This window comes from Ruegeria sp. AK11 (assembly GCF_056541095.1).
Map to the genome: position 1 here is coordinate 23081 of NZ_JBQFXU010000010.1, position 11808 is coordinate 34888.

Below are 11808 nucleotides of genomic sequence, written 5' to 3' on the forward strand. Positions count from 1 at the left end.
GTCGCCGGAAGCGTCACGCGCGCAACCGCTCGTTCTCGGGATCCCAGAGCGGTTGATCCAGTTCTACAACAGCGTGGCATTTCTGACCGTAGATTTCGACCTCAAGCTCAGTTCCGGGATTGGCAAGCTCGGCCCGGATCATGCCCAGCGCGATGGATTTACCAACACGGTAGCCCCATGCGCCGGATGTGGTTTCGCCCACGATCTCATCGCCATGCCAGATGCAGGACATATACGGCGCGTCACAATCGCCCGCATCAACGGTCAGGGTGACGAAGGACTTTTTCACGCCTTGCTGCTTTTCGTTCAGGATTGCGGCCTTGCCCGGGAAGTCCTGCGGTTTGTCCAGCTTGACGAACCGCTCCAACCCGCCTTCAAGCAGGGAATAGTCGGTCGACAGATCGCCCTTCCAGGCGCGGTACCCCTTTTCGATCCGCAGCGAGTTCAGCGCATACATCCCGAACGGCTTGGCACCGGCATCGATGATCGCGTCGTAGATCGCAGGCATATCCGCATTTTCAGCGTGAACTTCCCAGCCCAGCTCACCAGCGAATGAGACACGCAGCAGAGCGACCCATCCGCCTTTGATTTCGCTTTCCTGAAAGCTGAGCCACGGCAAGGTCAGATCGGCCTCGGTAACTTTGCTGAGAATGTCCCGAGATCGAGGCCCGGTAACGATCAGCGTGCTCATCCGCGTTGTCCAGTCTTCCAGCGTGAACTCGGCATCGGCAGGTATGTGACGCTCAAGCCATTCACGGTCATGCCATTGCGCGGTCGCTGCAGTGACCAGAACGAACAGGTCTTCGGCCTCGCGCGTGACCGACATTTCGGTCAGGATACGCCCGCGGTCATCTGCGAAGTAAACCAGCCCAACCCGACCAATCTTGGGCAATGCCCCGGCAACCAGACCGCGCAGCCATTCATCAGCACCCGGCCCCTGTATTTTGAACCGCGAGAAGCCCGGCAGGTCCAACACGCCACAATGATCGCGCACGGCCTCACATTCTTCCTTGATCCGCTGTTCCCACGGACCGGACCGTCCCCAGGTGTGGGTCGCGTCGAGCGAGGTGTCATCACCGGGCTGTGCAAACCAGTTGGCGCGTTCCCAGCCGTTATAGGCCCCCATGACACCGCCGTGCGCGATCACCTTGTCATGCACGGGCGACAGCTTCTTGTTTCGTGCGGCAGGCCATTCATGGTGCGGGAAGTGCATGGCATATTCGTTGCCATAAACTTCCATGCCTTTCTGGTTGCAATAATCCTGATCGGTGTAATCGGTATAGCGGCGCGGATCGACGGCCCACATATCCCATTCGGTCGCGCCATCAACGACCCACTCGGCCAGAACCTTGCCTGCGCCACCGCCCTGCGCGATGCCGAAGGTGAAAGTATGCGCCTCGAACGCGTTTTTCACACCCGGCATCGGGCCGATCAGCGGCAGCCCGTCCGGCGCATAAGGGATCGGCCCGTTGATGACGCGTCCAACGCCCGAGGTTGCCATCAGCGGCACCCGCTCCATCGCATCGGTGACGATATCTTCGATGCGGTCCAGATCGTCATTCCACAGCTGAAAGCTGAAATCATCCGGCATCGGATCGTCTTCGGTCATCCAGTGGCCCTTGCAGTTGGGCTCGTAAGGACCAAGGTTGAAGCCGTTCTTTTCCTGCCGCAGGTAGTAAGAGACATCCACATCACGCAGCAGCGGCAGCTTGGCACCGCTTTGCTTGGTCCATGCTTCGATCTCGGGGATTTCATCGGTCAGCAGGTACTGGTGACTCATGACCATTGCCGGAACGGTGCGGCCACCGAAGGGCTTGAACCATTCACCCACACGCTGCGCATAATACCCGGCTGCGTTCACAACATAGTCACAGGCTATATCGCCTTTGTCCGTGTGCACGGTCCAGGTGCCGTCGCCATGCTGCGTCACGCCAGTCGCCGGGCAGAAACGGATGATCTTCTGCCCCATATCGCGTGCGCCCTTGGCCAGCGCCTGGGTCAGCTGCGCCGGATCGATATCACCATCCGTCGGGTCGTAGAGAACACCTTCAAGATCGTGCGTTTCCAGGAAGGGATAGCGCTCTTTCGCCTCTTCCGGGGTCCACATTTCCATCGGGATACCCTGATAGCGGCCCATCGCCATGGCGCGCTCGAACTCCTGCACACGTTCTTTCGAATGCGCCAGTCGGATCGAACCGGTCTGGTGGTAGTTCATCGGGTAATCGACTTCCTCGCCCAGACGCGCATACAGCTCGGTCGAATAGCGCTGCATGTTCATGATCGCCCATGAGGTCGAAAAGGTCGGAACGTTCCCTGCCGCATGCCAGGTCGACCCGGCAGTCAGTTCGTTCTTTTCCAGCAGAACACAATCGGTCCAGCCTTTCTTGGCAAGGTGATACAGCGAGGAAGCCCCCACCACACCGCCACCGATTATGACCACGCGGGCTTTTGTTGGAAAATCACTCATGCGTTTTTGATCCTTGTTACTGTGCCTCTTGAGGCAGATCGTCCGTGATGTCGTAGTAGTCGCCCTTGTCAGCCACAAAGATGTGCTTCGAGAGCGAAAGACCTGTGGGTGCGTCCAGCGCGCCCATGGAAATCGAAATCGTGTCTTCCTGGTTGTGATGCCAGAAGAGGAACGAGCCACATTTGCTGCAAAATCCGCGCCGGGCGATGTCAGACGCGCAATACCAGCTGAGTGTGTCACTGGCCGAGAAACTCAGGTTGTCCTTATGGGTCGAAGTCGAAGCCCAGACATGGCCCGACTGTCTGCGGCACTGTCCGCAATGGCAGACCGACGGCGGCGACAGGTCTCCGTCGATCGTGAACGCGACCGAGCCGCAAAGGCAGGATCCCTTATGCATCTGACTACCCCTTTGTTGCGGGTGTGGTGCTGGTTCCCAACAACACACCGTAGATGACAAAACAGGCCGCCGTGATCCGGCGCACCCAGATATTGAACACCGCGCCCAACGCTGCCTTGCCCATCAAGGCACCCAGCGCCGTAAAGCCGGTGTAGCTGAGTGTGGTGATGACCAGCGCGGTCGGCATGATAACCCCCATCTGCTGCCAGATCGGAACCTCGGGCTGAACGAACTGCGAAAACGCGGCCAGGTATCCGGCGACGCTTTTGGGATTGATCGTGGCCACCGCAAGCGCGTGCAGATAGACATGTCGCGCCGGACGCTCGGAGGCTGGTGCGGGTCTTGTCGCATTCATCCAGCCGCGAATCCCCAACCAGATTAAAAATCCCGCGCCAATCAACTTGGCGACAAAGAACCCGGTCGGCGATGCAGCGATCAGGGCGGTCACACCCAGCGCAGACAGGATCAGAAAGGCGCTGGCCTGCGTGAGAATAGCCAATACGCCTAGCATTGCCCTTGGAAACGGAAGGCTCATCCCGTTCGAGATGCAATTGACCGCGTTCGGACCCGGGGTGGTCACGAAAACCACCCAGAACAACGCGAATATGGTCCAGGCCTCGAACGACATCAATAAACCGGCGGGGCGATAACCCAGATGGCTACAGCGGGCTCATCATAAGGGTTGGCCCATTGATAGGGTTCATGTCGGAATCGAAAGCTGTCACCCGGCCCAACCGTGAACGCGCGTCCCCCGATTGTCAGGTCCAGCTTGCCCGAGATCATGTATCCGACTTCCTGTGTCGGGCGATTGGCCGGTGTCTGCATCTGCGAGTTGGGTTTGAAGGTGGAATGCACCATTTCAAAATCATCGGTCAGATCCGGCGAGAGCAGCTCTTCGATCAACCCTTCCTCGCCCGACCCCATGGGGCGGCGCGAGCCGGCACGCACGACATATCCCTGCTCGTCCGCCGGTGCCGCCGAATGCGCAAACAACATCGACATGGGGACGCCAAGGCATTCGGCGATCTGCCTCAGGTCCGAGATCGACGGCTCGGACATGTCACGCTCAACCTGGCTGAGCCAGCCCACAGACCTGTCCAACCGGATCGCGATATCACTCAGCGTCAATCCTCGCGCCTTGCGCAGCGCGCGGATATCAGCACCGAGTGTCGCACTTTGCGGGGCCTGACTGTTCAAGGATAGCTCCAACGCTCGTGAAAATTTCACCTCTTTTTTCACGATGACTCGATTCCATGAAATTTCCAAGCATTTTTTCACGTGGATCCATATTCCGGATTGGCTATGCCCTGACGGCTCGGTCACTCAGCTAATATGGTAAACATAAATATCGGCGGTGTCCGAGGCGCGCTCCGGCCAAAGCGTAAAGCCTGTTTTTTCCAGAACGCGGGCTGAACCTGGATTGTCACGCCCGACCCCGGCAATGAGACGCACGGCAGGCCCAGGCGTCAATGCGTCCTGCAAGCCTTGCAGCAACTCGGGGGCGTAACCATTCCCCCAAGCGGTTTGAGCAATCAAATAGCCGATGTGAAGGCTTGGAATTGCCTCGGTGTCAGAACTCATGGCCAACACCATGAGGCCGATCAGGTGGTTACCGCGGCTTTGGCGCGCAAGCAGAATATCGCTTTCAGCACGTCTTTCATCAATCCAGTTCGAAATCTCCCGGCCCTGCAACTGCATCGGGGGCGGCAGGTGTTTCAGGACCTCAGGGGTCAGAAGCGTGACAAGATCATCTTCAAGCCGAACCCGCAATCGCGGATCGGCGAGTTCAACCTTCCAGTTGCGAACCGAGAGGCGCGGAGTTCGGAAATGGCCTGGGACCATGGTTAATCCAATACGGTTCGGGCTTTCCTGTTTTATCAAACCCCGAGCGAAATCGAAAAGAGGAAACCGGTAGACGCACCTTGTACAGACCGAAAATCAATCAGGCTTGCGCGAAGGTCTTTGACAGGATCGCGGACAGGTTATCCGCGTCTTCGGTTGAGAACGCGTCGGGTTGATTGCTGTCGATGTCGAAAACTGCAATCAGCTCGCCCGATGCGTTCCGGACCGGCAGAACCAGTTCGGATCGGGTGGACGAGGCGCAGGCGATGTGACCCGGAAACGCGTCCACGTCGGGCACCAGTTGCACTTCGCCGGTGCGCGCTGCCGCCCCGCAGACGCCGCGTTCGAACGGGATGACGAGGCAGCCATGGCCACCTTGATACGGGCCAATTTTAAGCAAGCCCGGTTCTGTCACCCGGTAAAACCCGGTCCAGTCGAAACGATCGTCGGAATGGTGGACCTCGCAAGCAACGGTAGCCATCAGGGCAACCTGATCGTTTTCGCCTTCGGTCAATGCTGCAATTGTACTAGCCAGCGCGCTGTAATCGACGGTCATAGGTTCCAAACCCCTTGGAAAACTCGGGGGCGCCGCCCCCGAACCCCCGGAGTATTTCGAAAAAGATGAAGGGTCAAATGCGTTCGATCGCGATAGCTGTTCCTTCACCGCCGCCGATACAGATTGCAGCAACCCCCCGCTTGAGATTTCGTTTCTCGAGCGCGTTCAACAAAGTGACCAGAATACGGGCGCCAGATGCGCCAATAGGATGGCCCAAGGCGCAGGCCCCGCCATTTACGTTTACCCTGTCGCGCGGCAATCCCATTTCGTGCATGAAAGCCATCGGCACAACTGCGAAGGCTTCGTTGACCTCCCACAGGTCGACATCATCCTTGTTCCAACCGATGCGGGACAGAAGCTTTTGCGCCGCCGGAACCGGTGCAGTCGTGAAAAGTCCGGGCGCTTGAGCATGGCTGGCATGTCCCAAAATCCGGGCCCGAACTGTCAGTCCTTGCGCTTCTGCCGCCTCAGCCGATGCCAGAACAAGCGCCGCCGCGCCGTCGGATATTGACGAGGAATTGGCGGCGGTCACTGTCCCGTCCTTGCGGAAAGCCGGTTTCAGTGTCGGAATTTTCTCGGGACGGGCGGATTTGGGTTGCTCATCAGCGACCTGTACGACCTCACCCTTACGCGTGCGCACTGTGACGGGGACGATCTCGCCCTCGAAAGCACCGCTTTCTTGCGCGGAAAGTGCGTTGGACAAGGATTTCAAGGCATATTCATCCTGCGCTTCGCGGGTGAACTGATACGCCTCGGCGCAGTCTTCGGCAAAGGTTCCCATCAGGCGGCCCTTGTCATAGGCGTCTTCCAGCCCGTCAAGGAACATGTGGTCGATCACCTGACCATGACCGATGCGCGCACCGCCCCGCATTTTCGGCAGCAGGTAGGGCGCGTTGGTCATGCTCTCCATCCCTCCGGCGACCATTGTGTCCGCAAGACCCAATGCGATCTGGTCGAAGGCCATCATCGCCGCCTTCATCCCGGAACCACACATCTTGTTCAGCGTGGTGGCAGGAACCTCCTCGCCTAAACCCGCCGCGAAACCCGCCTGGCGCGCCGGTGCCTGCCCCTGACCTGCGGGCAGGACACATCCCATCAACACCTCGTCAACCGTCTGCGCCCCTGCCCGCTTTAACGCGGCACGAATCGCTGCGCCGCCAAGCTCGGATGCTGCGACACCGTCGAACATGCCCTGAAAACCACCCATTGGTGTTCTGGCAGCGCCTGCAATAACAACATCTCTCATCCGGATAATCCTCCTGTCGTCCGGCCCTTGAATACCGAATGGTAAGAATTCGCGTCTAGCGTATTTCTACGACTCATTTTCAGATTGGAGGCAGCCGGACCATGGGGCTGACCAGCACATCAGACGGAACGACACAGATTATCACGGTTCACTCTGACCGGATCGACGCTGCGATGGCCATTCAGTTCAAAGAAGACATGCGCGCAGAGACCGAGGCCTGCGCCGATCGGGTTGTCCTGGACCTTTCAGGCGTCGAGTTCATCGATTCAAGCGGACTGGGCGCAATCGTAGCGTCCATGAAACAACTGGGGCTGAACCGAAGGCTTGATCTGGCAGGCCCGCAGCCCGTGGTGGAAAAGGTCTTTCGCCTGACGCGCATGGATACCGTGTTCAGGTTGTTTGCAACACTGGATGACGCCCTGTCGGAACCAGACAGGTGACAACAGCAGGAGTGCGACAACGTGGAGCCCATTTGTAACGCGACCTGCCTGGAATTGAGCTTTCCCGCAACGGAAACAGAAGCCAGTGCGGGGATTGCGAAACTCAGCGCCGGACTGGCGAAACGAGGGTTGCCGCCGCACAAGGCGGACGATGTCAAGATCGCACTGGCAGAAGCAATCAACAACGTTGTGGAACATGCCTATATGGACGTGGCCCCGGCCGGGGTTCAGGTGACATGCCGATTGGACAGAAACCGGCTGGACATTCTGATTTCGGACACGGGCCATCCATTGCCCGGCTACGAACCACCAGACGGAACGCCGGCACCACTGGGAACCCGCATTCAGGATTTGCCCGAAGGCGGGTTCGGCTGGTTCCTGATTCATCAACTGACCAGCGATATCTGTTATGAGCGTCGCGACGGGTGCAATCGGCTATCCCTGCGATTTAACTTTGACAAGAACGGGTAATCAGCCGCAATTGGCCACAATAACGCCATTTTCGAAACATTGTCGCGCCGCAAATCGCCGCCATACAGTGACTCGTAGCTCAGATAGCTTCCCTCGGCGCCAATTATCACAGCCCCCACCCAGTGAACGGCGCCGAGGATCTCCCCCCAAACTTGAATTGACTGGACAACCGGCAATCAGAGAATAGCTTTCCCCTGTTTGAAGGAGAAAGAACCCACCATGCGTGATCTGCACAAACCTGGCCGGTCGGAAGTTTTTGCAACGCGGGGGATGTGCGCAACGTCGCACCCGCTAGCCGCCAAAGTGGCAATCGATATTCTTGAGCGCGGCGGCAACGCCATGGACGCCGCGATAGCAGGTGCGGTTCTGCTTGGCATCTGCGAACCGCAGATGACCGGGTTGGGGGGCGATTGTTTCGTTTTGTTCAGCCGTGCGGGCGAAAACCGGATACGCGCATTGAACGGATCGGGTCGCGCACCGGCCGCCGCGCGGGCGCAGCCCTTGCGGGACAAAGGCCTGTCGTCTGTACCGTTGAGCGGTCCGGATGCGGTGACTGTTCCCGGTGCCGTGGACGCCTTCTGTCACCTTGCAGAAACCGAAGGGCGATTGGGGCTGGACGCGATTCTGGAACCCGCAATCCACTATGCCGAGGCTGGCGTTCCGGTGGCCCCCCGGGTTGCGTTTGACTGGAAAACCGGGGCGGCCACATTACAGGGTGCTGCGCGTGACCATTATCTGATCAAAGGGCAGATACCAGCTATCGGTCAGATCTTTCGCGCCCCCGGTCAGGCTGAGGTCTTGCGCAGGATCGCCAGTCAGGGACGCGACGCATTTTATTCAGGAGACATTGCCGAGGATATGATCCGGGCCCTGTCTGCACGCGGAGGTGTCCACACCGCCGAAGACTTTCACTGCACCAAGTGCACTGAAACGCAGCCCATGCGCGGAGCCTACAAGGGTGTTGATCTGGTCGAACACCCGCCAAACGGCCAAGGCGCGACCGCGATCCTGTTGCTGAACATTCTAAAACAATTCGATCTGGCCAGTATGGATCCATTTGGAGCAGAACGGGTTCATATCGAGGCTGAAGCCACCAAGCTGGCTTATGACGCGCGCAACCGGTTCATTGCGGATCCCGATCATGTCGCACGGGCCGAGCGGTTTCTTGATTTGGATGTTGCGGTCCGGCTGGCTGCATTGATTGACCCAAAAGGCGCAATGCCCGCAGCAGCACCTTTGACGGAAGCCATTCACAGGGACACGGTCTATATCACGGTGGTCGATCGCGACCTTATGGCTGTGTCGCTGATCTATTCGATCTTTCATAGCTTTGGATCAGGGATCGCATCCGAGAAATACGGTATCTTGCTTCAGAACAGGGGCGCGGGGTTCACGCTTCAGCCGGGTCACCCCAATGAACTGGCTGGCGGCAAGCGCCCGATGCACACGATCATACCGGGGATGTTGACCGAGAATGACCGTGTCACGATGCCATTCGGCGTCATGGGCGGTGCTTATCAACCGACCGGGCACGCGCGTTTCGTTTCGAACCTTAGGGACTTTGGGCTGGAGCTACAGGAAAGCATCAACGCGCCGCGTGCCTTTTTCGATGGGAATGTCCTGAAGCTGGAGCGGGGCTATTCCGAAGAGGTAGCGAAACAATTGTCTGAAATTGGACACAATATTGAAATTCCAGAAACGCCGCTTGGAGGAGCGCAAGCGATCCGAATCCGAAAAGACGGTGTTTTGGAAGGTGCCAGCGACCCGCGCAAAGATGGGTGCGCCCTTGGATACTGATCAGCGGCAGTGCAATGCCGACCGGTTCGCCAAACCTAGTTCAGGTGGAAATGCAGAGGGTAAGCACCGTCTTCAAACGGGCCGAACATGTTGGAGATATCCGGGTGCTCGACCGGCTCTCCAGAATAGTCTGCAACCAGATTTTGTTCTGAAACATAAGCAACATAGAAGGATTGGTCGTTCTCTGCCAGCAGGTGGTAGAACGGCTGTTCTTTCCGTGGACGGCTGTCTTCCGGAATGGCCTGGTACCATTCTTCTGTGTTCGAAAATTCCGGGTCCACGTCAAAAATCACCCCTCGAAAAGGGTGTTTCTTGTGACGGACCACCTGGCCCAATCCGTATTTCGCGCGTGTCTTTAACATTGTTTCGGCCCCCACCGCATTTACTAACGGTTTTTGGCCCGAAATGCCAATCATTGATGTGAAATTCAGGGAAACAGTCTGTGAACCTAATACTGACAGTGTTCGAAATCGTGGCCCCGGTTTTTCTCTTGGCGGCCATTGGCTTTACGTGGGTCAAACTGGGGTTCGAATACCGGCTGCAATTTGTGACACGCTTTGCAACGACGCTGGCAATGCCCAGTCTGATCTTTGTTGCACTCATGCAAACCGACATTCCGGGCGGAGATTTGTCGCGTTTCACGTCGGCAACTCTGGTCGCAAATCTTCTGCTGGCTGGGGTGTTCTGGTTGATTGTTCGCGGATTGAAACTGGATCAGCGCACGTACCTGTCACCGCTGATTTTCGGCAATACCGGCAATCTTGGCCTGCCGCTATGTATCTTTGCGTTCGGGCAGATTGGTTTGGGTTACGCGGTCATCTTTCTGTCTGTAACCGCGCTGTTTTCTTTCACCTATGGGATCTACCTAGTCGCCGGAAAAGGCGCATGGGGACAGGTCTTACGCCAGCCGATGGCATGGGCGACCATTCTGGGTGCGGTGTTTTTGTGGCAGGGGTGGCAAACTCCGACATTTCTAACCAACACGTTAGAGCTTTTGGGGCAAATGGCTGTTCCGCTGATGTTAGTCACGGTGGGTGTTGCAATCGCCCGCCTGACCTCGCGTAGTCTGGGGCAAGCGCTCTGGCTGTCAGTCCTGAAACTTATCGTCTGCTTTGCGTTGGGCTGGGGGATTGGGGTGTTGTTTGATCTGGACACTGTCGCCTTTGGCGTTCTGATATTGCAAATTTGTACACCGGTCGCTGTGACCTCATATTTGTTGGCAGAACGATTTGAAGCCGATTCCGATGCCGTTGCCGGCATGGTCATGGTGTCCACCGTACTTTCCGTGGCGGCGTTACCCATAATTCTTGCCATTGTTTTATAGCGATTGTGATTTCCTCAGAGCTCAATCTGCGCTAGAATAAACAAAAAAGGCATGAGGCACATGAGCAGAATTCTTATCGTACTCTTCGGGGTGCTGCTTTTGGCATCCTGTGGCGGCGGGTCAAAACAACCGCCCAGCAAGCTGAACGACGCGTGCAGCATTGCGCACGAACGACCGGATTTTATCAAGGCTTTCAAAAGCACCGAGCAGAAATGGGGTGTTCCGGTTCACGTTCAGATGGCCACGATTTATCAGGAAAGCCGATATCGCCACGACGCGCGTACCCCGCACCGTTACGTGCTGGGCGTGATCCCGATGGGGCGGCAAAGCAGCGCCTATGGGTTCAGCCAGGCACTGGACGGCACCTGGGATCAATATCAGCGCGAAACCGGCAAGCGCCGGGCCAAGCGGGATCGCATCCGCGATGCCTCGGACTTCATCGGCTGGTATATGAACAAAAGCTATGAGCGCAACGGCATCCACCCCGGCGACACACGCAATCAATACTTGGCCTATCACGAAGGTCACACGGGGTACGCTCGCGGCACCCACAACAGCAAGTCGTGGTTGTTGAGCGTGGCCAATGACGTGGACGCGCGCGCGCAACTGTATCAGGCACAGTTGGCGAACTGCCGGTATTGACCAGCAAAAAGCGGGTCAGCGATTGACTGACCCGCGTCTTTCCTTGTTCGAGAAAAGACCCTGATCAAGACCATTGCTTACGGTCAACGCACCCAAAAGAACGGTGGTCTGGCTGCCGGCGTTGTCATGGATCACCCATTTGCGCAGCTCAACCGGATTATCGGTGAACATCAGTTCAATCCGGCCTGCTTCAGGGTTCTTGGGGTCTTGCGCGGTGACCACTGTGGCCGTGCCGTCAAAGCTGTGGCCGACAACCATATTGGCCTGATCAAGATTCACGTTGCGTGCCAGCACAATGGATAGAGGCGTGCGCTTCAGCGGGTATTGCTCGGGTGGCTGGTTCGATTTCGGATCGAAGATCTGAACACTGCCTGATCGCGCCAGCACCACAGCGCTGTTGGGCGGGTCATATTCGAACCGCATCTTGCCCGGGCGCTGCATCCACAGCTGTCCGGTGCTCAACGAGCCATCATCGTTCACCTGCGTGAACGTTGTCTGAACCGTTTTCAATCCGTTCAGGTAATTGGAAATCTGCGAAAGCGGCAGTTTTTCCGCCGCCCATGCGGCGGGTGCGGCCAGTGTCAAAGCAAGGGCAAAAGCAATCTGTTTCATGCTGTACAGATAGG

14 protein-coding genes are annotated in these 11808 nt (G+C 57.5%); 5 read left to right on the forward strand and 9 right to left on the reverse strand.

Going from position 1 to position 11808, the window contains the following annotated elements; all coding sequences use genetic code 11:
• Nucleotides 1–13 precede the first annotated feature (13 nt).
• The 7 genes from ACR0D9_RS17210 to ACR0D9_RS17240 form a co-directional block, all read right to left on the reverse strand.
• Nucleotides 14–2467 carry a GcvT family protein gene (locus ACR0D9_RS17210; RefSeq protein WP_480488627.1) on the reverse strand — a complete coding sequence of 818 codons (2454 nt, stop codon included), beginning with the start codon at nucleotides 2465–2467 and terminating at the stop codon, nucleotides 14–16.
• A gap of 16 nt (nucleotides 2468–2483) precedes the next feature.
• A complete protein-coding gene (locus ACR0D9_RS17215) occupies nucleotides 2484–2864 on the reverse strand; it encodes a GFA family protein (RefSeq protein WP_480484095.1) in 381 nt (126 codons plus the stop codon).
• A gap of 4 nt (nucleotides 2865–2868) precedes the next feature.
• Complete coding sequence (locus tag ACR0D9_RS17220; protein WP_480484096.1) at nucleotides 2869–3492, reverse strand: LysE family translocator; 624 nt, start codon at nucleotides 3490–3492, stop codon at nucleotides 2869–2871.
• The gene (locus ACR0D9_RS17225) at nucleotides 3492–4061 is read right to left on the reverse strand and encodes a helix-turn-helix domain-containing protein (RefSeq protein WP_267365885.1); all 570 of its coding nucleotides are present in this window, start codon (nucleotides 4059–4061) and stop codon (nucleotides 3492–3494) included. Before ACR0D9_RS17225 ends, ACR0D9_RS17220 begins: the two co-directional genes overlap by 1 nt.
• Nucleotides 4062–4187: 126 nt before the next feature.
• The gene (locus tag ACR0D9_RS17230; RefSeq protein WP_480484097.1) at nucleotides 4188–4706 is read right to left on the reverse strand and encodes a GNAT family N-acetyltransferase; all 519 of its coding nucleotides are present in this window, start codon (nucleotides 4704–4706) and stop codon (nucleotides 4188–4190) included.
• A 100-nt stretch (nucleotides 4707–4806) separates the two neighbouring features.
• The gene (locus tag ACR0D9_RS17235) at nucleotides 4807–5262 is read right to left on the reverse strand and encodes a GAF domain-containing protein (RefSeq protein ID WP_480488625.1); all 456 of its coding nucleotides are present in this window, start codon (nucleotides 5260–5262) and stop codon (nucleotides 4807–4809) included.
• Nucleotides 5263–5335: 73 nt separating this feature from the next.
• Nucleotides 5336–6508: a thiolase family protein gene (locus ACR0D9_RS17240; protein WP_480539607.1), complete on the reverse strand. Its 1173-nt coding sequence runs from the start codon at nucleotides 6506–6508 to the stop codon at nucleotides 5336–5338.
• Between the two features lie 101 nt (nucleotides 6509–6609).
• Between ACR0D9_RS17240 and ACR0D9_RS17245 the strand changes: the two genes are divergently transcribed.
• The 3 genes from ACR0D9_RS17245 to ACR0D9_RS17255 all read left to right on the forward strand — a co-directional run bounded on the left by ACR0D9_RS17245 (nucleotide 6610) and on the right by ACR0D9_RS17255 (nucleotide 9216).
• Nucleotides 6610–6948 (forward strand): STAS domain-containing protein, encoded by a 339-nt coding sequence (locus tag ACR0D9_RS17245; protein ID WP_480484099.1) that lies wholly within the window; start codon nucleotides 6610–6612, stop codon nucleotides 6946–6948.
• Nucleotides 6949–6969: 21 nt separating this feature from the next.
• A complete protein-coding gene (locus tag ACR0D9_RS17250) occupies nucleotides 6970–7419 on the forward strand; it encodes an ATP-binding protein (RefSeq protein WP_267365664.1) in 450 nt (149 codons plus the stop codon).
• A gap of 219 nt (nucleotides 7420–7638) precedes the next feature.
• A complete protein-coding gene (locus tag ACR0D9_RS17255) occupies nucleotides 7639–9216 on the forward strand; it encodes a gamma-glutamyltransferase family protein (RefSeq protein WP_480484100.1) in 1578 nt (525 codons plus the stop codon).
• 35 nt (nucleotides 9217–9251) lie between these two features.
• On the opposite strand, the gene hspQ is transcribed toward ACR0D9_RS17255, so the two are convergent.
• Nucleotides 9252–9578, reverse strand: a complete 327-nt coding sequence (hspQ, locus tag ACR0D9_RS17260) for a heat shock protein HspQ (protein ID WP_209504966.1) — start codon at nucleotides 9576–9578, stop codon at nucleotides 9252–9254.
• Nucleotides 9579–9658: 80 nt separating this feature from the next.
• On the opposite strand from hspQ, the gene ACR0D9_RS17265 reads away from it, so the two are divergent.
• Together ACR0D9_RS17265 and ACR0D9_RS17270 are read left to right on the forward strand one after the other, a co-directional pair.
• Nucleotides 9659–10540: an AEC family transporter gene (locus ACR0D9_RS17265; RefSeq protein WP_480488621.1), complete on the forward strand. Its 882-nt coding sequence runs from the start codon at nucleotides 9659–9661 to the stop codon at nucleotides 10538–10540.
• Between the two features lie 60 nt (nucleotides 10541–10600).
• Nucleotides 10601–11182 carry a transglycosylase SLT domain-containing protein gene (locus ACR0D9_RS17270; protein WP_209504968.1) on the forward strand — a complete coding sequence of 194 codons (582 nt, stop codon included), beginning with the start codon at nucleotides 10601–10603 and terminating at the stop codon, nucleotides 11180–11182.
• A 15-nt stretch (nucleotides 11183–11197) separates the two neighbouring features.
• Here ACR0D9_RS17270 and ACR0D9_RS17275 read toward each other — a convergent pair whose 3' ends face one another.
• Nucleotides 11198–11794, reverse strand: a complete 597-nt coding sequence (locus tag ACR0D9_RS17275; RefSeq protein WP_480488619.1) for a LolA family protein — start codon at nucleotides 11792–11794, stop codon at nucleotides 11198–11200.
• Nucleotides 11795–11808: the final 14 nt, after the last annotated feature.